The 21,101-nt window shown below is 32.8% G+C and carries 19 protein-coding genes and 1 other RNA gene; 1 reads left to right on the top strand and 19 read right to left on the bottom strand.

Annotation, left to right across the window (positions count from 1 at the left end; all coding sequences use genetic code 11):
* The 19 genes from SPJ17_RS02680 to SPJ17_RS02590 form a co-directional block, all read right to left on the bottom strand.
* Nucleotides 1-904: RNA-binding domain-containing protein (locus SPJ17_RS02680; RefSeq protein WP_321092512.1), on the bottom strand; the 904-nt coding region annotated here is incomplete at its 3' end.
* 485 nt (nucleotides 905-1,389) lie between these two features.
* Nucleotides 1,390-1,786, bottom strand: a transfer-messenger RNA (tmRNA) gene (gene ssrA, locus SPJ17_RS02675).
* A 48-nt stretch (nucleotides 1,787-1,834) separates the two neighbouring features.
* Nucleotides 1,835-2,284 (bottom strand): SsrA-binding protein SmpB, encoded by a 450-nt coding sequence (gene smpB / locus SPJ17_RS02670; RefSeq protein ID WP_321092510.1) that lies wholly within the window; start codon nucleotides 2,282-2,284, stop codon nucleotides 1,835-1,837.
* A 9-nt stretch (nucleotides 2,285-2,293) separates the two neighbouring features.
* On the bottom strand, nucleotides 2,294-4,042 hold the full coding sequence (locus tag SPJ17_RS02665; protein WP_321092507.1) for a M3 family oligoendopeptidase: 1,749 nt from the start codon (nucleotides 4,040-4,042) through the stop codon (nucleotides 2,294-2,296).
* A 10-nt stretch (nucleotides 4,043-4,052) separates the two neighbouring features.
* A complete protein-coding gene (gene rnr / locus SPJ17_RS02660; RefSeq protein WP_321092505.1) occupies nucleotides 4,053-6,335 on the bottom strand; it encodes a ribonuclease R in 2,283 nt (760 codons plus the stop codon).
* Between the two features lie 70 nt (nucleotides 6,336-6,405).
* Nucleotides 6,406-6,642, bottom strand: a complete 237-nt coding sequence (gene secG, locus SPJ17_RS02655; RefSeq protein ID WP_321092503.1) for a preprotein translocase subunit SecG — start codon at nucleotides 6,640-6,642, stop codon at nucleotides 6,406-6,408.
* Nucleotides 6,643-6,713: 71 nt separating this feature from the next.
* Complete coding sequence (locus tag SPJ17_RS02650; RefSeq protein WP_321092501.1) at nucleotides 6,714-8,015, bottom strand: pyrimidine-nucleoside phosphorylase; 1,302 nt, start codon at nucleotides 8,013-8,015, stop codon at nucleotides 6,714-6,716.
* Nucleotides 8,016-8,024: 9 nt separating this feature from the next.
* Nucleotides 8,025-8,849: a prephenate dehydratase domain-containing protein gene (locus SPJ17_RS02645; RefSeq protein WP_321092499.1), complete on the bottom strand. Its 825-nt coding sequence runs from the start codon at nucleotides 8,847-8,849 to the stop codon at nucleotides 8,025-8,027.
* Nucleotides 8,824-9,537, bottom strand: coding sequence for a Type 1 glutamine amidotransferase-like domain-containing protein (locus SPJ17_RS02640; RefSeq protein WP_321092497.1), 714 nt, complete (start codon nucleotides 9,535-9,537; stop codon nucleotides 8,824-8,826). Before SPJ17_RS02640 ends, SPJ17_RS02645 begins: the two co-directional genes overlap by 26 nt.
* 8 nt (nucleotides 9,538-9,545) lie before the next feature.
* The gene (gene trmB / locus SPJ17_RS02635) at nucleotides 9,546-10,190 is read right to left on the bottom strand and encodes a tRNA (guanosine(46)-N7)-methyltransferase TrmB (RefSeq protein WP_321092495.1); all 645 of its coding nucleotides are present in this window, start codon (nucleotides 10,188-10,190) and stop codon (nucleotides 9,546-9,548) included.
* The gene (gene pepV / locus SPJ17_RS02630; RefSeq protein ID WP_321092493.1) at nucleotides 10,190-11,539 is read right to left on the bottom strand and encodes a dipeptidase PepV; all 1,350 of its coding nucleotides are present in this window, start codon (nucleotides 11,537-11,539) and stop codon (nucleotides 10,190-10,192) included. Before pepV ends, trmB begins: the two co-directional genes overlap by 1 nt.
* Before the next feature lie 74 nt (nucleotides 11,540-11,613).
* Nucleotides 11,614-11,886, bottom strand: coding sequence for an HPr family phosphocarrier protein (locus SPJ17_RS02625; protein WP_321092491.1), 273 nt, complete (start codon nucleotides 11,884-11,886; stop codon nucleotides 11,614-11,616).
* Nucleotides 11,887-11,900: 14 nt separating this feature from the next.
* Entirely contained in the window at nucleotides 11,901-12,263 is a 363-nt protein-coding gene (locus SPJ17_RS02620) for a hypothetical protein (RefSeq protein ID WP_321092489.1), read from the bottom strand.
* A gap of 270 nt (nucleotides 12,264-12,533) precedes the next feature.
* On the bottom strand, nucleotides 12,534-13,664 hold the full coding sequence (gene tgt / locus SPJ17_RS02615) for a tRNA guanosine(34) transglycosylase Tgt (RefSeq protein ID WP_321092486.1): 1,131 nt from the start codon (nucleotides 13,662-13,664) through the stop codon (nucleotides 12,534-12,536).
* The gene (locus SPJ17_RS02610) at nucleotides 13,664-14,173 is read right to left on the bottom strand and encodes a peptidylprolyl isomerase (protein ID WP_321092484.1); all 510 of its coding nucleotides are present in this window, start codon (nucleotides 14,171-14,173) and stop codon (nucleotides 13,664-13,666) included. The genes tgt and SPJ17_RS02610 overlap by 1 nt, the downstream gene beginning before the upstream one ends.
* A 16-nt stretch (nucleotides 14,174-14,189) precedes the next feature.
* Complete coding sequence (queA, locus tag SPJ17_RS02605) at nucleotides 14,190-15,209, bottom strand: tRNA preQ1(34) S-adenosylmethionine ribosyltransferase-isomerase QueA (RefSeq protein WP_321092482.1); 1,020 nt, start codon at nucleotides 15,207-15,209, stop codon at nucleotides 14,190-14,192.
* Nucleotides 15,206-16,225 carry a Holliday junction branch migration DNA helicase RuvB gene (gene ruvB, locus SPJ17_RS02600; RefSeq protein WP_321092480.1) on the bottom strand — a complete coding sequence of 340 codons (1,020 nt, stop codon included), beginning with the start codon at nucleotides 16,223-16,225 and terminating at the stop codon, nucleotides 15,206-15,208. Before ruvB ends, queA begins: the two co-directional genes overlap by 4 nt.
* A gap of 14 nt (nucleotides 16,226-16,239) precedes the next feature.
* Nucleotides 16,240-16,803: a Holliday junction branch migration protein RuvA gene (gene ruvA, locus SPJ17_RS02595; protein ID WP_321092478.1), complete on the bottom strand. Its 564-nt coding sequence runs from the start codon at nucleotides 16,801-16,803 to the stop codon at nucleotides 16,240-16,242.
* 90 nt (nucleotides 16,804-16,893) lie between these two features.
* On the bottom strand, nucleotides 16,894-17,478 hold the full coding sequence (locus tag SPJ17_RS02590; protein WP_321092476.1) for a methyltransferase domain-containing protein: 585 nt from the start codon (nucleotides 17,476-17,478) through the stop codon (nucleotides 16,894-16,896).
* Between the two features lie 83 nt (nucleotides 17,479-17,561).
* Between SPJ17_RS02590 and SPJ17_RS02585 the strand changes: the two genes are divergently transcribed.
* Entirely contained in the window at nucleotides 17,562-20,966 is a 3,405-nt protein-coding gene (locus SPJ17_RS02585; RefSeq protein ID WP_321092474.1) for a hypothetical protein, read from the top strand.
* Nucleotides 20,967-21,101: the final 135 nt, after the last annotated feature.

Below are 21,101 nucleotides of genomic sequence, written 5' to 3'. Positions count from 1 at the left end.
TTAAATCAATTGGAAAAGATCCCGGGTTGAATATTGAAATTAGACCAGGATGGATATCTATATCAATTTCTGGGTAATTTTCGTAATAAGCATGAGCAAATGCATTTACAACCATTTCTCTTATTGCCTTAATAGGAATTTCAGGTGTTTCGATTCTCTTTCTGTCAATTTCAATCTTCCAATTAATATGATTTGAAATATACGTTACTGCTTCATTGATTAATGAATAGATATTTCCCTTTATCATATTTAAATCTGTGAAAGTTATTTTCTTATCAGTAGCATAACATGCAAGTTTTAAACTGACATTAGCATTTTTTCCAAATAAAGCTTTCCCAGCATTGATGATTTTTCCATCTTTAATTAATTCAAGAATAGTTAATAATTGTTCTTTATCATAATTACCGAGAGTCAATCTTCCGCAATTTACTGATTCGTTATAATATTTTTGAAGAGCAATATCATCTATATCATCAATGGTACAGTCCGAAACTTTACTTTCCCAATCTAAGGAATAATTATTGTTTTGCACCAATCTAATTAATTCATCTCTTGTCATTTTTCTATTTGTGGAGCCAACTCTAATAAGAAAATTCCCAAATGCGCTATAAGGTTTTTGTGTTCCCGAAAAAGACACTTTAATAACATCAAGTCCTTCATAGCTAATAGGAACTACAGAAGGGATGATCTTAGGATCAATATCTCTCATAAGTCCATCAACAACAGTTTTTATCGTGGAATCCTTTACGATTTGGCCTTTTACTTCGCCATTATCTTTTACGCCAAAATAGAGTTCCCCATATCCGTGCTTATTTAAAATAGAAACTATTGATTCTATTGCTTGGTGTAATTCTCCTGTGGTTTCTTTAAATTCCAATATTTCTGATTCGATTCCTAAGTTCATAATTATATCCTCCTTTAGTCACTAATATTATATCATACGTCACTCTATTTGTCACTCTATTTGTCACTCTATTTGTCACTCTATTTGTCATTTATTTTATCGTTTTGTAAACTTTTGATAAAAGCGCAAAAAAATTTAGATTAATGGCTACATCTCTCAACCAAAAAAACAACCAGAAAGCAACCAGAAAAAATACATTTACATTTATACAAAATGAGGGAATAAATGAGGGATAACCTGTGATGATGAAATCAATTTATTGGAAATCGTGTATACCGTTAGCACCCCTACTTTAAATCGTGTAAAATTTTTAGCACCCTAGCCTTAAATCGTGTAAGCATGACTATGAGCTTCTAAACATCTTTATAATAATTATCTATATATAAACAAAAAAAGAACCCAGAATTACCTTCTATCTGAGTTCACACCTATTCTAAACGCAAAAAAAGGCTTGATAACTATGTATCAAACCTATTCTACTAATATGGTGGAGATGATGGGAATCGAACCCATGTATGCAAACTAATTCAGTATGCTTTCTACATGCTTATCTTACCATAAATTTTCATCAGCCCTAAGCTGGTAAGACGACCAAAAACTGACTACACTCTATTAGATTCATTTTTATTGTTAGAGTAGCACAATAAAAATATATTCTGCTAGGATAAAACCCAAAGCCAATATGCACAGAAAACACATTGGGTGGGCCGCTTATATTCTATTAGCAAGCGTAAGCAAAGTTAGCTGCACCGTTGTTACGAGCTGCTAAGAATGCATAATCGTTTTCTTTTTCTGCGGTTCTTAAACCTCGACGTTTTTAAAGGAGTCTACTCCTGCATGCTTACATACCTTCATAACTCACAGCGAATCCAGTACATCCCCATTTATTCTATTGCAATATCATTATATTCAAGTTTTTTTATTTTGCAACTAACGATAAGAATTTTTATATTCTTTTTCTATTCTGATTTTTGCATCTTTTTCCTTTATTGCTTCTCTTTTATCCTGAAGCTTTTTTCCTTTTGCAAGTCCTATTTCTACTTTAACTAAGGAACCTTCAAAATAACATCTAAGTGCAACAAGAGTCAAGCCCTCCTGCTTGATTCTTGCTGCAAGCTTAATGCATTCCTTTTTATGTAATAATAATTCTCTTGATCTTAATTCATCATGATTAAATATATTCCCAAATTCATATTTTGCAATGAACATATTCACAATCCAAGGTCTATTATTTTTCATAATTACATAAGCATCATTAATATTACAGTGGCCATTTCTTATGGATTTTATTTCTGTACCCATAAGCTTAATGCCAGCTTCATATTTTTCAAGGATAAAATATTCAAATGTAGCCCTCTTATTGGTACAAATAACCTTCATAAGTATCACCTATTTCAATAATTCTTTAAATAAATCGATATCCTCTTCTATTGTTTTTAAAGAAGAAATCCAAAATTCCTTTTTTGTTATATCGATATCCATAGTTAATGCGACATCTTCCGCATCCATTATACAAGTATTTTTTAACATTTCATCATACTTTTTTACAAATTCTTCTTTGTTTTCCATATATTTTGCATATAATCCCTTGGCATATAGCAATCCAAAGGCATATGGCCAATTATAGAATCCATTCGATGCACTATAATAATGGCTTTTACATAGCCACATATATGGATGTAAATATTTTTTATCTAGACCATCACCATAGGATTCCTCTTGTGCCTTTAGCATAAATTGATTCATATCCTTTGCGCCAAGTGGCTTAGCTATTTCTGTATCACATACCATATTTTCAAATAAATATCTAGATAAAATATCTACGACACATTGTGTATCCTCTTGTAAGGAATTTTCAACTACAGTAAGCTTTTCCTCTTTATCCTTTACCTCATCGATAAGCTTTTTACTCATTAAGGTTTGGCATAGAATCGATGCAGTTTCAGCAAGCTGCATAGGGTAGTCCTGATTTAATGGTAGAGAATCCTTTAAAACCTCATTGTGGTATGCATGACCAAGCTCATGTGCTAGAGTTTGAATATCGGACATAGCCCCAGTGAAGTTCGTCAATACCCTAGATTCACCGATTGGTGTAATTCCGCTACAGAAAGCTCCACCAACCTTACCCTCACGTGGTAATACATCAATCCAACCCTCATGGAAGGCCTTATAACCCATTTCATATAAACGAGGAGAAAAGGATTTATAAACATCTAATACTTCCTTTTCTGCTTCTTGGTAGGTATATGTTTTTGTAAGTTTTCCCATAGGGGCAAATAATTCATAAAATGGTAAACCATTTTTATAGCCTAATGCTTCTGCTTTAGCCTTAAAATATTCCCTAAATTTAGGAAGCTCCTCTTTAATTGCATCAATCATTGCATCAAGAGTTTCCCTTTTCATATGATTATGAACTAAAGCCATATCTAATATAGAATCATAGCCTCTTAGGGATGCCATAATATTCGCTTCTCTTTTAATATTATTTAATCCCATGGCAACAGATTCCTCTATAGCTTTATAAGCCTTTAATTCAGCCTTATATGCATTGTATCTGACATCCTTATTGCTATCATAGGCAAGATTTCTAACCATAGATAGGGGCATTTTATCTTTAAAGCCCTTCACCTTAATCGATAAATTACTCGTTAAATTCGATTGTAAATCACTCCAGCTTGAGGATGCAACCATAGATAGCTTAGAGTAAAGAATTTCTTCCTTTTCAGATAGCATATGGGATGCTTGCTCCTTCGTTTTTTCTAAAAGATATTTATATTCTTCTAAGAAGGCATCTTTTTTAACTAATGCATCGATATCCTTATCCATTAAAAATCTTTTAAATTTTACATTTGCAGGTATAGTTTCCTGAAATAACATTTGAAGCTCCTGAAGCTCTTTAAGAGATTCTCTATCATTTACATCTACACTTGTTTTTAATGAAGAATAATTAAACATTTTAATCGCTAATATATTTAATTTTTCCTCTATTTTTAAATATTCTTTAATGTCATTTTCCTTAAAATCTGACATTAAACTATTTTCTTTATGGATGAATCCTTTCAATTCTTCCTTATCCTTCTTATATTCCTTTGAATCTAAGGAAGTATAAAGCTTATTCAAATCCCAATTCATATTCATAATTAACCTCCTAATCGACTAAGATAAAATCGATTCTTCTTTCTTCCTTGCTAGCGAAGGAAACCTTAACTCTTACCCTATCACCTAAATGATATGTATTTATTCCATTACTTGCACTCATCGTGTGCTCATTATATTCATAATAGCCTTCCATATCTCTAAATGCAATTAATCCTTCAATACCAAAATCAATTTCAGCAAACATACCGAAGGATGTAATAGAGGTAATGGTGGCATTATATTCCTCATATAAATGAGATTCCATATACCAAGCATATAGCATATCATCTACTGCTCTTTCACAATCTACCGCATTTCTTTCGGATTTTGAATTCCTAACCGCAATATCAGGGATAATAGCCTGATATTTTCTTATATCATGATCTAAATTATCCGGATGTAGGAATAATTTCTTTATCATCCTATGAACCATTAAATCTGGATATCTTCTGATAGGAGATGTGAAATGACAATAATACTTCATCGCAAGACCATAGTGCCCTAGACATTCGCTCGAATACTTTGCCTTCATCATACTTCTTAGAAGCATTGTATTAATGATGAAATGATTTGGATGATCCTTAATCGATTCAAGCAAGCTTTGAATCTCCTTAGGATGAATATCATTTTGGATATTTTTAACAGGAATCTTCATAGATGCAATTTGATTAAATGTATTATGAAGCTTTTCTTGATCTGGCTTTTCATGAATTCTATATTCGCATGGCAAATTCATAACAGACATATGATATGCAACCGTTTCGTTCGCCTGAAGCATAAAATCCTCAATGATTCTTTCAGCCTCATCCTGGCATCTTTTATGAATTTTCTTTGGTGAGCCATCTTTATTTAATTCAAATTTATATTCTTCACTTTCAAATTCGATTCCACCCTTTTTATGACGTATAGCTCTTAGTATATGAGATAATTCTAGCATATCTAAAATCATAGGGTAGATATCTATATATTCCTTGATGACATCCTCAGCTCCCAAAATCATTTGGTTTACCTTATTATAGGTCATACGATGATGGGATTTTATTACACCCTCAACAATTTCATAATTTATAAGCTTACCCTTTGGATCAATTTCCATTAAGCAGGATAGAACCAAACGGTCTACTCCTTCATTTAAGGAGCAAATACCATTCGATAGCTTATGAGGAATCATTGGAATTACTCTATCTGCAAGATATACAGATGTACCACGGGATAAGGCATCAGAATCGAGTGGTGAGCCCTCCTTAACATAATGGGATACATCCGCAATATGCACCTCTAGATGATAATTCCCATTCGAATTCTTTTCTAGATAGATAGCATCATCAAAATCCTTAGAGTCATCGCCATCTATGGTGATGACATTTAGATTTCTAAAATCACGTCTTTCGAAAATTTCTTCTATTTTTACTGTATCTGGTATTTCCTTTAATTCTTCTACTGTCTCTTCGCTAAAAGGCATTTTAAAGCCATATTCTAAGGCTATTTCAGATATTTCAATACCAGGATCATCTGGATGTCCAATAATCTCTTTAATTTTACCCTTAATAGAGTAGCCCTTCTGATATTCGATATCACAAGATACAATCTCACCAGGCTTTGCCCCATTTAAATCCTCAGGATTTATATCTACTACAACCTTAAAGGAATTCATAGTAGATACCACCTTATACTTAGGGTATTTTTTACCCTTAAGCATAAGCTTACCAATGACGATCTTATGTGCTCTTTCTATGACATCATAAACCGCTGCACCCTTTAATTTATCATCATATCCCGTAGGGAATATATGGCATATATCCCCATCATATGCAGTACCTATATCATCCTTTGAAATATAATATTCGATATCCTCTCCATCAACCTTAGCAAATGCATAGCCCTTATCCTTTACATCTAGGGTTGCGACCTTCAGTATGGTATAAATATCATAAAATGAAGAATAATATATTTTATTTTCTTTCACTAAGGCATTCAAGCATGCCTTAAGCTCCTTAGGATTTGACTTCAATATTCTCGCTAATACATGAAATTGATAGATATGCTCATCCTTTATTAAGGATAAAAGTAAATCTTCATCAACAGGTGAATATTCCTTAGATTTCTTTTTAGAAGCAAGCTTATATAGCTCAAGATTCTTTAAATATTTTATTTCTCCACTTAAAACTAAGCTATCTAAGTCATCTTCTATGTCTTCTATATTTAAATTTAATGATTTTGCAATTAAATCCTTAGATAAAGCATAGGATTTTAGAGTTTTTTTGATTTCTTCTTTTATTTTTTTCTTTTCCACTAAGCTTACCTCCTTTACAATTTTATTATAAGAAAAATGAGGATTTTCGCAAAGAAAATCCTCATGCACATTATCTTGTATGTAAGAATACGGAAACTAGAACTAATGCAACATAAATTACAGCTAAGCCAGCTGTTGTTCTTTGCATGAATAATTCTACGCCTCTTGTCTTTTGGTTCTTAAATAGGTCTGACTTGCTACCATTGAAGGCATCATTAATGTCGTCCTTAGATCCCTGAAGCATTACAATAACGATAAGTAGGATTGAAGCAATCGTTACGAAAATATCAATTATAAAGTTTTGCATATGAACACCTCCAAATCAAGCTACTTGATTATTATACTGAAAATGCATTCTTAAATCAAGCATAAATCCAATTATTTTACAACTTTAAGAATAAGTTTTGGCTCTATTTTATCTTTTCCTAGCTTGTAAGCATCAAAAACACATTTAGATTCTAAAGAAATGTCTTCTTTGTTGGAATGAATATAGGCTAAAGGCTCACCCTTTCTAACATAATCACCAACCTTTTTATTTAAAACAATACCAACCGCATGGTCGATTACATCATCCATCTTCGCTCTACCTCCACCCAAATACATAGCGGCATGACCGATGGCTAAAGCATCAATTTTTGTTACATATCCATCATGATTTGATACTACTTCCTTAACATATTTTGCCTTGGTGAATTTATCTGGATTTAACACGTAAGATCCATCTCCGCCTTGGGCTTCAACGAGCTCAACAAATTTATGTAGGGCTTCCTTATTTTCGATTTGCTTATGAGCTAATGAAAGAGCCTCAGAATGAGACTTAACAAGACCGGAATCTAAAATTAATTCTGCAGAAACCTCCATACATAATTCTGTAAAGTCCTTAGGCCCATGGCCATTTAAGGTGTCGATAGCCTCAATAACCTCTAAGGAATTACCAACGGCAAGTCCTAAAGGCTCATCCATATTCGTAAGTTCTGCACTCATCTTCTTACCACACATTTTACCAATGGATACCATAAGCTCTGCAAGCTTTGTAGCCTGGTCTAAATCCTTCATAAAGGCACCACTACCAACCTTTACATCCAAAGAAATTACATCCGCACCGGATGCAAGCTTCTTACTCATAATAGAGGATGCAATGAGTGGGATAGATTCTACTGTTGCAGTAACATCTCTAAGTGCGTATAGCTTTTTATCTGCAGGGGCTAGAGATTTTGTTTGTCCGATTAAAGCAATTCCAATACGGTTTACCTGATCGATAAAATCCTGCTGGCTTATGGATATATTATATCCTGGGATGGATTCAAGCTTATCGAGTGTACCACCGGTATGGCCTAAGCCTCTACCACTCATTTTTGCAAATTTAATACCTAAGGATGCAACAAGTGGGGCAACTACTAAGCTCGTCTTATCCCCAACACCACCTGTAGAGTGCTTATCTACCTTAACCCCTTTAATCATAGATAAATCTAGAATATCACCACTATGAAGCATTGCCTTAGTCATCCAGGTTGCTTCTTCATCATCCATTCCTCTAAAATATACTGCCATATTAAAGGCGCTCATTTGATAATCCATTACGGTATCGCCCTTAGTAAAGCCATCTACCATAAATTTAATTTCATCTTCGGTAAGCTTATTACCGTTTCTCTTTTTTTCAATAATATCTACTGCTCTCATAAAAACTCCTTAATCTAAGGCGTTATACACGCCTAAAATTTCAATTTGAAAGCTTTCCTTTTTAAGCTCATCTATGAGCATATAAAGCTTTTCTAGTTCTTTGTCGCTTAATGTAGTTTCCATATAGAAATTATAGACACCCAAATCTTTTTTAGATGGTCTTGATAGAATCGAATTTAAATTGATATTGTATTCATGAAATTTACTTAAAATATCATATAAAAGACCTGGACGGTCCTCCTTGGAAAATACGATTAAAGAGGTATTAAGCTTACCTCTATATTCCAACTTTTTTGGATTCTTTGTTACAATGAAGAATCTGGTTTCATTATTTTTTGAATCGGCAACATGATAATGGATCGTCTTATAGGAGCGATTCTTTAATACATGCATAGGAATAATTGCTCCATATTCCAAATTTGCACCATCGAGCTTATCTGCACTTTCAACATTGCTATCGGTTTTAATAACTGTAAAATCATGCTCTAAAATAAAGCTTAGGCACTGGCCAAAGGCTTTAAATTGACAAAATATAGTTTTTACATCATCTATAGATTTTGCGTTTGTCACAAAGGCAAAATCTATATTTAGCTTTACCTGATCGATAATGAATAAATTCTTTTGAATGATGGTATCTAAGGATTCCATAACAAAGCCATCAAGAGTGTTTTCAAATGGTAAGATCGCATTTGTATTTTCATCCACTGCAAGTGCAGTTTTTATGATTGTAGGACAAAATACCTTAGTAATATCTACTATATTCTTTTCTTTTAAATAATCATCTAAGGCAACATCACAATATGTATTCTTAGGACCTAATACTGCTATTTTCATATATTTCTCCTTCGTATAACGGAACCATTTTATAACCCTCTTTTGGGTCAAAGGAATAAACACTCCTTTGCTTATCATCCTTTAAGATAAAATATTTTATACCATCTACAACTAAGCAGCAATCCTCCTCTATTCCAAAGGATAATAGCCCATAATCCTTGATTTCGTCATTGTAAAATATTAAATCCTCATTTTGATAGTGAGGACACATGCTGATATTTAATAAAGATAATCCATGAACCATTTTGTAATTATAATTATGGTAATTATCACTATACATATACTTATCCCCCATAGATACATTACAAAATAGCATTGCACCTGCAGAGGAACCTGCATAAATTATATTCCTGTCCTCATATTTTTTTAATATTTCATCGAATTTCTTTTCCTTGAAATAAGCGATTAAATCATCACTTAATCCACCACCGATATAAAGCATATCGGATATTTTAAGTAGCTCCTCAAATTGTTCTTCATTTTGATAGGTTAAATCGATAATCTTACAATTTAAGCCTTCCATTAAGCTATGGAATTTTAAAATGGATTTATCGATATCCTTTCTAGCAAAGGGACAATAAAGCACGGTTGGTGTTTTCGCTTTTGTAAGCCCAAGTAGCTTTTCTTCAATACGATTATTTACTTTTTCTCTATTTACCTTACCACCAATAAGTGCATATATTGCCATACATTTACCTACTTCTTTTCTGCAACTAACCTATAAATTGGTCCGAGCTTAGACCATTTATCCTCAAATTCTGTAGTGATATTGTCTGGGTATTTTTCTTTTTCTTTATGCAAATCAAGACAAATATCATGAATAGCCCAGCCATTCTCATTAAAGGATTCTAAGGAGAATTCAAAGAAATGACGATTATCTGTTTTTTGTTCTATATCACCATCATCCTTAAGGATAATCTTATATTGATCTAGGAATGTCTTATAGGTCAATCTTCTTTTTGCATGACCACTCTTAGGCCATGGATCAGAGAAATTTAGATAGATTTTAGAGACCTCCTTAGCATCAAAATAATCCGTAATTTTTGCTGCATCCATAACAGAAAGCTTTAAATTGGGAATATCCTCCTCCATTGCCTTTTCAAGAGCTCTTAATAGCACCGAATCAAATTTTTCTAAGGCAACATAATTGATATTTGGATTTCTCTTCGCAAGAGCAATCATAAATTGACCCTTACCACATCCAATTTCAATATGAAGTGGATGATCATTTTGAAATACTTCCTTCCACTTCCCCTTATAGATACTAGCATCCTCAATATAATACGTATTATTATCCACCTTAAGGCGTTCTTTTGCGTTTTTAACTTTTCTTAATCTCATTATTTACAAAGTTCGTACATAGCCTTAAAATACACCTCAACCGCTAGATCGAAGTCACTTTCATAAAAGTATTCATTCGCTATATGACAAACATCCTCCCTTCCGACAACTAAAGGCCCAAAGGCAACAGCCTTACCAATTTCTCTTGCGTAAGTACCACCACCAATGGTGATTGGTTCATTTTCATAGTCCTTAGTTACTTCCCTATATACATCCATAAGCTTTGTTACTAAGAATGAATTAGGGTCTACATAATGCCTTGGACTATTGTATAAAATCTTATAGCTATAGCCATATTTAGCAGTAGCTTTAGCTACACATTCCTCAATTACCTTAAACTGGCTATCTAGAGGTACTCTACAGTTTACCCCAAGCTTAAAGGTATTATTTTCTCCTCTTACTACTGCAAAATTACTTGTTAAATATTTCATATCCGGATCATACATGTCATATCCAAGCTTTTTTCCCCATGTATCACCCAAGAAATATTCGTCCATAAATTTAGCAAGTTTTGAATTTGTATATTTTGCTAAGAATTCAAATAGAATATATGCAGCATTCACACCAAGCTCAGGATTCATCGCATGAGATGCAACACCATAGGCAATATATTTAGAATCCTTATATTCACCTTGGTAATTCTTTTCCTTTAAGAATGCCATAAACTCCTTAGAATAATCTTCCTTTAATTCCATTTCTGCATAGCTTGGTACAACATTATATCTTTCGCCAGCTGTGAAGGATACAATAATATCATCACTTAAATCACCTAAAATATCATAGGAGGTCATAGCCTTTTCACCATAGATTAATGGGAAGCATGCATCAGGGGAAAAGCCTATGGTTGGCTTTTCTTCCTTTTCTAGATATCTTTTTAGACATCTAGAGCCTGATTCCTCATCACAGCCCATAATTAATCTTATTCTTTTCTTTGGCATAAATCCCATATCCTTTAGCATCTTAAGTGCAATATAAGATGCAACAAGAGGACCCTTATCATCTAAAGAGCCTCTAGCATACATTTTGCCTAAAGAAAATCTTAGGGTAAAGGGATCTGAGTCCCATTCCTCACTATTTACAGGTACGACATCTAGATGTGCTAAAACACCTAAGATTTCATCTCCTTCTCCAAATTCAATATGGCCTGCATAATTATCCACATTCTTAACATTAAATCCATCCTTTTTACCAACAGATAGAATGTATTCTAATGCCTTTTTATTTTCCATGCCGAATGGGGCATCACTATTTTCCTTATATTCATCTAAAACTGTTTTAAATGAGATTAATTTTTTTAATACCTCAATTGCATAAGGTCTTTCCTTAGCATATAATTCCTTAAAATCCATAAAGCCTCCAAAAAGTAAAAAAACAAAACGAAGTTTCATCTTTAGGAAACAATTCATTTTGTTTTTTAAAAATCCTATAATTCTTTTCCTAATCCTTGCTTAACAAGTGTATCGGTTAGAGCATCCATTGCTTCTTGCTCATCTTTACCGTCACACTTAATTTCTATTGTTGTACCAGAATAAATACCTAAGGCCATAACACCCATAATGGATTTAAAGTCTACGGTTCTTCTTAATGCAGAAAGTTTAATATCACATTCATAGGCCATCGCAACATTAACTAATGCTGTTGCAGGTCTTGCATGAATTCCTTTCTCACTTGTAATTCTAAAAGATTTTTTAATCATATCAAATATCCTCCCTAAAGATTCTTTTCTAAAGCCTGCTTTATAACTTGGCTATCTAGTTTGAATAATGTTTTGATTATATTACCTGTTACAAATACTCCGGATGTTGCAATTGCTTTAATACCATTTAGATCAACCTTATCCAAATCGACCACATTAAATTTAAGTCTTCCATTATCTACTGTAACATCATTTATATTATCTTTTTCACCTAATAGATGAATGAGATTATTTATGAATTCCTCATCAACTTTAATATGCTTTGGCTTCTTATTCTTTTTCTTAACCAAAAGAATAATAGCTAAAATTGCGCATAGACATAATACTCCACAGCCAATAATTACACCTATTACCCATGCATCTAGTGAAAGTATCATTTTATCACCTCAAATCGCAAGTATTACAAAATCAATTATAATTTTTTTTATATAATTATTCAAGCGTTTTCTCTATAAAAGAAAAGGGGAAAAAGTTTTTCAGAGAAACATGAAATAGTTACCTCGGAAAATTATCAATTCTAAGTTTAACATCTTTAGATATCATACGACGATCTTTGTCCCTTTTATTATACAATTTTAGGGACAATTTATATAGAAAAAAGATTAGCACTCATAAGCACTAATCTAAATAAGAATACAACTATGTTCCTATTCTTCACTTTTTGTATAACCAAATTTTTTAAAGAATTCGTTTTTAAAATCTAGTAGACGATCTTCCTTTATAGCATCTCTGATTTGATGCATTAAATTCTTTAAGAAATATAGATTATGATAGCTTACAAGCCTCATACCTAAGATTTCCTCTTCACGAATTAAATGATTTAAATATGCCATAGTGAATGTCTTACATACATAACAATTACATTCTGGGTCTAGTGGTGTATGTAATCTTACATATTTTGAATTCTTGATTTGAATCTTACCATAGGAGGTAAAGGCACAGCCATGACGCGCATTTCTTGTTGGCAATACACAATCGAACATATCAATTCCATTTATAGAGCCTACAATTAAATCATCAGGGGAGCCTACTCCCATTAAATATCTTGGCTTGTTCTTTGGCATAATATCCTTTAGATATTCTAGCATTTCATACATATCCTCTTTGGATTCTCCAACGGACAATCCTCCAATAGAATACCCAGGGAAGCCAATTTTTTCAAGCTCCTCAAGGCAATGCTTTCTTATTTCTTTATTTCCACCACCCTGGATGATACCAAATAGAGCTTGGGTATCTGGATTCTTATGAGCATCCTTACCTCTTTTTGCCCAACGAATCGTTCTTTCTACAGACTCTCTCATATATTTTTCTGAAGAGTCGAATGGAGGACATTCGTCAAAGGACATAATGATATCTGCTCCTAAATTATTTTGAATTTCAATGGATTTTTCTGGAGATAGGAATAGCTTCGCACCACTCTTATGATGACGGAAATATACGCCCTCCTCCTTAATCTTTCTTATAGAGGATAAGGAAAACACCTGAAATCCTCCCGAATCCGTAAGTAAGGCACCATCCCAATTCATGAACCCTCTTATACCACCAAATTCATGGATTAAATTATCCCCAGGCTGAAGCCATAGGTGATAGGTATTACCCAAGATTAAGCCATCTGAAATCTCCTTGATTTCGGATGGGATTAAGGTTTTTACATTGGCTTTTGTGCCAACAGGCATAAATATTGGGGTTTCAAAATCACCATGAGGAGTATGTAAGATACCATATCTTGCACCAGTTTGCTTGCAAACATGCTTAAGCTCATACCATACAGGTTCCATTATCTTACCCTCTTAGCTGATATAATTTTTACCTCATTTAATGGCTTATCTCTATAATCTGTTTTTACATTTGCAATTTTATCGACAACATCAAAACCAGAAACAACGACACCAAAGGCTGCATAAGAACCATCTAGGTGAGGTGTATTTGTATGGCAGATAAAGAATTGACTAGATGCTGAATTTGGGTTTTGGCTTCTTGCCATAGAGATTACACCCTTTGTATGCTCTAGTGGATTTTTAACTCCGTTTACCATGAATTCACCCTTAATTTTTTCTTTAGACCCACCCATACCTGTACCTGTTGGGTCTCCACCCTGAATCATAAAATCCTTAATAACTCTATGGAAGATTAAGCCATTATAAAAGCCTTCTTCTACTAAGCTTAAGAAATTCTTTGCAGTAATTGGAGCAACGCTTGGGAATAATTCAATTTCCATTACTCCATATTCACCCATATCCATAGATACTCTTGGATTTTCATCATTTAAATAATTTGTATATTTCATTTCTTTTCCCCTCACTTTATTTTATAAACATTGCATCGCCAAAGGAAAAGAATCTATATTTTTCCTTTACAGCTTCCTTATATGCATCTAATATGAATTCTCTTCCTGCAAAGGCAGAAACAAGCATAATTAATGTAGATTTTGGCAAATGGAAATTTGTGATTTGAGCATCAATTGCCTTAAATTTATATCCAGGATAAATGAATATAGATGTATTGGCACAGCATTCCTTAAAGCCATTATCATATGCAGATTCTAAAGTTCTTGTTGTTGTAGTACCTACCGCAACAATTCTTTTCCCCATTTTCTTTGCAAGATTTAATTTCTCTGCAGCCTCTTTGGAAATTTCATAATATTCCGAATGCATTACATGATTCGTTAAATCCTCTTCCTCAACAGGGCGGAAGGTACCAAGCCCTACATGTAGGGTAATATAAATTAGGGAAACGCCCTTAGCCTTTAGCTTTTCTAAAATTTCAGGTGTGAAATGAAGCCCTGCTGTAGGGGCAGCTGCACTACCTGGGTGTTTTGCATATACCGTTTGGTATCTATCCTTATCCTCCAATTTTTCGTGAATGTATGGAGGAAGTGGCATTTCACCGAGCTTATCTAATATTTCCACTAGAATACCATCATAAATTAATTTAAATTTACAGATACCTTGGTCTTCCTTTTCTATGCATTCTGCCTTAAGAGTCCCATCTCCAAAGGATACAATTTGACCAATATGAACCTTTCTTTGAGGTCTTGCAAGAGTCTGCCAAACATTATCTCCTAAATCCTTCAAAAGTAAAACCTCAGTAACTCCACCCGTATCTCTTGTACCAATTAATCTTGCTGGAATTACCTTTGTATCATTTAACACGAGGACATCATTGCTATCTAAATAATCTACGATATCCTTAAAATTTTTATGCTCCCATGTTTTTGTTTTTTTATCTAATACCATTAATCTTGAGGATGATCTATCCTTAAGTGGAGTTTGTGCAATAAGCTCCTCTGGTAAATCATAATCATAGTCTGTTGTAAGTATCATGCGAAAATCCCCTTAAAATACTTAATACCTAAGGTCTCATAGGCCTTTTGTGTTGCAATACGTCCTCTATTTGATCTTTTAATATAGCCCTCTTGCAATAAATATGGCTCATATACATCCTCTATTGTAGATACCTCCTCAGAAATTGTTGCCGCTAAGGATTCAACACCTACAGGTCCACCCTGGAAGGTTTCAACAATTGCTCTTAAATATCTAAAATCTGTATAATCAAGTCCATTAGAATCAATACCAAGCTTTTGTAATGCCTCCTTACAGATTTCAAGAGAAATAATTCCATTATTCTTGACATCTGCAAAATCTCTAACTCTTCTAAATAATCGATTTGCAATACGTGGAGTACCACGGCTTCTTCTTGCAAGCTCTAAAGAAGCGTTCTTATCTATTTTTGTACCAAAAACCTGGGCGGTTCTTTCAATGATCGTACGAAGCTCACTAATGGTATAATAATTTAATCTTAATACGACACCAAAGCGGTCTCTAAGTGGTGCGGACAAATCACCAAATCTAGTGGTTGCACCAATTAGGGTAAATGGAGGAAGATCAACACGAATGCTTCTTGTTGATGAATCCTTTCCAACCATAATATCTAATACATAATCCTCCATTGCGGAATATAAAACCTCTTCTACATATCTTGGAAGACGGTGTATTTCATCGATAAATAATACGTCTCCTTCCTCAAGTGTAGATAAAACTGCAGCTAAATCGCCACTTCTTTCAATACTAGGTCCGCTTACAACCTTCATGTTTACATGAAGCTCGTTGGCAACAATTTGCGCAAGAGTTGTTTTACCAAGTCCTGGAGGTCCATAGAATAAGCAATGGTCTAATGCCTCATTACGCTTTAAGGCAGCCTTAATATAGACATCAAGCATTTCCTTTGCTTCCTCTTGACCAATATATTCCCTTAGCATTTGCGGACGCAAGGATAATTCCGATTGCTCATCTGTAATATGTTCCTTTGGGTCGACGATTCTTTCGTCATCTCTTACCATATTTATACCTCCTCCTACTTAGCTAAAAGCTTTAATGCATCCTTAATAAGGTCTCCAACCTCTTTTGTTGCATCTAACTTAGATAATACCTTTGAAAGCTCCTTCTTGCCGTAGCCAAGTGCCATAAGTGCTTCTTCAACATCATCAAGAGTGGATGAATTGCCACTAGATACGAAATCATCTGTAAAGGATAGTTTCCCTCTTAAATCTAAAATAATTTGCTGAGAAGCCTTTTGACCAATGCCTGGGAATTTTCTTAAATATGCATCATTTCTTGCCTCAATTGCCTTTACAATTTCAGATACACTTCCTGCAGCTAAAATAGATAAAGCACTCTTAGGACCAATACCAGATACACTGATAAGCTTTAAGAACATTTCCTTCTCATCCTCTGCTAAAAAGCCATATAAATCATTTTGATCTTCACGAACGTATTGGTATGTATAAATTTTATAATCCTCATTCAATTTAAAATTATATGGATTGGGCACAATAATAATATAGCCAATGCCATTATTTTCTTGAATAATATATTTAGGAGTAATCTTAGTAACTTTTCCTATAATATAACCATACATAAAATATCACCTTTACCATAATACCATAAAAATGTCTAATTTGAAAGTGAAACAAAGTTTCAAACCTTGAAAAAAAAGGGGGATTTTCCCCTATTTAAAATCGAATATATAGAACCCGTCTAAAATCGATACCTTCATATCTATCCTTGAGGCTAAAATCTCCATTGTTTTATCATCTACAAAGGATACATGGGTAGTATCTCTTATATACCACCAAGTATCGAGTGGATATTTTTTCTTCTTTGTCATAATGATAATTCTACCATTTCGGTTTAAATTCTTTTTTAATTCAAGCATCAAATTATAGATATCTAAAATATGCTCAAATACTTCTACCAAAATAATGGTATCAAAATGCATTTGTGGCATTTTTGGAAAATAATATAAATCATAATAATAGCATGGAAAATCATGATTTATTAAATCGGCTAAGGCATGTATTTTACCACATCCAAAATCTAAGGATATGCCTTTAATATATGGCTTAATTTTAAGGTAAACATTCTCCATATATTTCAAATAACCATCATCACAAATATGTAAATCATATCTTGCCTTTTCTTCTTTAGAAGAAAGAATATTTATTTTTCTTAAATATCCACAAGAATTACAGTTTAAAAACTCATCCTTGTGAATTGTAATTTTTGTGAATTCATTACCGCAAAAACATTTCATTTTTAAACAATTCCTTTGTCTTTACTATTAAGTAAAAAAATTATATAATAATTTTGATAACTTTGCAATGAGGAGGTAATAAGATGTCTACATATGATGAAACACTTGATGCTTTAAAAATAAAGCTACAAGACTATTTCAAAAAAGCAGAAACACAAGATTCACAAGAACCTTTGTCTTTTTCTTTATATAATCTTAGACAGGCTGTAGATACATATATCAAGCAAATGAAGAACATCTGTAGCAAGCTTAAACCTCTTAAGCAAGAATATGACAATCTCCTTAAGGAATTATCTAGCGCATATAACGAAAAGAAAAAAACGCTTGAGGAAAAGCTAAAGGCAGATACTTCTAATATCATCTCTAAATATGAAGAAAAATGTAATGCACTAAAGGATGAGATGAAAGAAAAGGAAAGAGAAATCCACTTCGAAGAAAACAATATCTTAATGGATATTGAATTCTTTATTATGGCTAGTGACCAAAACAAGGAAATGTTTGAAGCGGAATATAATGAAAATGTAAGTAGATTTAATTACCAAATTCAAATTGCATCTGACTCCTATTCTGAAAATACAATTAGGTTCAATGACAAGCTAGAAAAGGAATTAAAAAAAATCGAAAACAAATATAAAGCCTCCTTAATAGATTATGATAAGGATACAGAGCGTATTATCGCTCATTATCAAAAAAATGTAGATGAATTAAACGAGGTTCTTGCAAAAAAGATTGACGAATTCAATAAATATCAAATCCTTAATAAACAAAAAAAGGTTAAGGAATCTATGGAATTCAATGATAAAATTCGTCTTTTAGTTTCTAAAAGAAATGAAAAGAATCAGGATGCTAGAAATGAATATGCAAGAAAGCAAGCTGAGGCACAGGAGGATAAAGAGCAAAAAAGACAGGAATACCATGCAGAATCTCAAAAGATATCGAAGGAATTCGTCTTAAACATGACCACTTTAGATGATCGTATTGCTTACTTAAAAAAGGAATATAATGATCGTATTTATGAGGAACAAAGAGCTCTTCAATATCGTCTTTTAGAATTAAAGAAAGAGGAAGAAAGTCTTCTTATAGAATCTTATTCTTCTCCTGGATTTAAAAAGAAAGCGAAAAAAATTAAAGCGGAATATTTTGGATACCAGGAACTTGAAAGAAAAAATACAAATAAGACCTTAGTTCATTTGAAAAAGGCTTATTTAATGAATACAGAAAAAACAAACTATCAAAAAAAGCTTTTAGACTTAGACCGTACCTTTAATATGAAGTTTATCGTAGAAAATGAAACCTATGATAATAAGAAATTCCAAGAGATTAATAATGAATATGAAATTGATATGAACCATGCCGTTCAAATCAATAATCTTGATTATAATAGAGAAGCTAATAAGCTTAGAAGTGAAAACAATTTGAAAACACTTAAGGAAGAAAGAAATGCCGATGAGGCAGATACTCTTCATCAAATTGATACCGAAAAGCTTATTTGTCAAATTAAATCTATAAAATATGAGATTGCATCCTTCGAAGAAATCAAGAAGCTATTACATAAATTTGAAACAGATAAATTTAATACTACATTAACTTTTAAAACGGTTAATAATACCTTAGAAATTGAAAAATGTAAGGTTTTGGATACTCTAAATAAATCCATGTATGATTTAAATATAAAAAGCTCAAAAATGGTTCTTGAAACATCAAATCAAGCTATTGATCTTAAAAACAAGGAATACGAATATAAGAATCAATCCAAGATTAAGAGAAATAAGCTCGTATTAAATACAGAGCAAAAGCTTGTCGATTATCAAATCGAAAATTTTAATAGAGATAGAGATTTAGAGCTTGCCATTTTAAATAGAAACTACTTCTTCGAGCTTGATACCCTAGGCCATGATTACTTAGCATCTAGATTTGAACTAGAGTTCAAAAAAATAATGATGGATTTATCCTTACTTTCAGACTTAATAGAGCTCGTTCATTATATGCAAACCTGCTTAATGAATATCATATACGATAAGACATCAAACCGTCCAGAATATAAAATGGCTGTATGGGGCTTTATTAATGATGTTTTAGCATTTATCTTCCAAGGATATCAAAGAATTATTTCTATATTCCACGATGATACAAACAAATTGATTCGGGAAAGAATTGAATTTGAGGAATCCTTAAAATATAAAGGCTTCTACAAAAACATTGAAGCGAATTATAAAGAGGAATATGAGGATTTCTTAGACCGTAAGGAAGTTTATGAAAAGCAGGCTAAGGATGTATCTGAGGAATTAGAATCTAATAAGAGCCTACTATTTGCATTAGATAATGAAATATATATCAAACGTAAGGCTTTGAAGAATAAGCCATCCAATCCCCAAAAGGAAAGGCAGGAAATCTTTGAAGCCACAAATAAATATAAGGAAATTGAAAATGAAAACATCATCCTTTCTAAAAAGCTATTCGCATTACAAAAGGAAATCAATAGAATTGATAACCAAATTGGAACCGCGAATCTAAGCTATACAAGACAGCAGGATGAAATAAAGAAAATGCAACTTACAAATGCACAAGGCTATTTCGAGCTTGAAAAGGCATTAGAAAGACATATTTCCTCTTCTATTGTCGATATGAATACAAGACTAAAGGAACAAGAAATTAGCGACGAGGAATTCAAGGATTCCATTAAAATAGTTCAGGAGAAAAATGAGGTATTTCAACGTTTATCTCAATCCTTCATTGAAGGAATCTATCAAATTATGAACCGCTTCCTAAACAACGAAAAAGAAGCCATCATAAAATCTGCAAATATACTTGAGGCTGGCTATAAAATTGATTTAGCTGAAATGGATAGAGATGATAAAAATGAGCGTGTAAATGCTAAGGCAACCTACCTACAAGAAGAGCAAGCTAGACAAGAAGAAATAATTCAATTCGATAGAGAAACCCAAAATACTCTAAATCAATTGAAATTTGAAATTTCCAATCACGATCAAGTGGTTAAGAAGCTTGCAGCATGTATTCAAGAAAAAATGGATTTAGCAAATCAATGCTTCTACCAGGATTATTATGCAATTTGTGAAAATCAAAAGGATATCATCCATAAGCAAAATGAGGATATTAAATCCTTAGAAAGCGAATATCAAAAGAATCGTGCGATTATCTTTGATAGATTCAAAAAGAGTAAAGTGCAGCTTAAGATTATGCTTAAGGAATATATCTCATCTAGAAATGAAATATTAAAGCATTTACCTGTAGCGGAAAAGGAAAATTTAAAAGCATTCCGTCTAGATGATTATAAACAGAATATTGAGCTTGATGAAAGATATGTAGAGGTTAAAGCGAAGAGTACCTCTTCTATGAAGGAAGTACTAAAGAATAAGGATTTAATTAAAGCTGCCTTTGATTCGAAGCAAACGGAAATTGAAAGAGATCACAGATTATCTCGTCAAAAGGAAAAGAGAATCCATCAGGCACAAATGCGAAGAATATGAAAAAGACCTATTAAATTTGGATAGGTCTTTTTGTTATTTCTATTATTTCTTTCTTAACCAATCTGGAAGCTTCGTCTTAGTCTGAACTGGCGGTGGAGTAGGATTCTTTCTTCTTTCCTTTTCCTCCTGTGCTCT

The sequence above is a fragment of the Anaeroplasma sp. genome, from assembly GCF_034179385.1.
In the GTDB taxonomy this organism is placed as follows: domain Bacteria; phylum Bacillota_I; class Bacilli_A; order Acholeplasmatales; family Anaeroplasmataceae; genus Anaeroplasma.
Note: the sequence above shows the minus strand (reverse complement) of the source record. Positions and strands in the feature narration are given on the sequence as shown.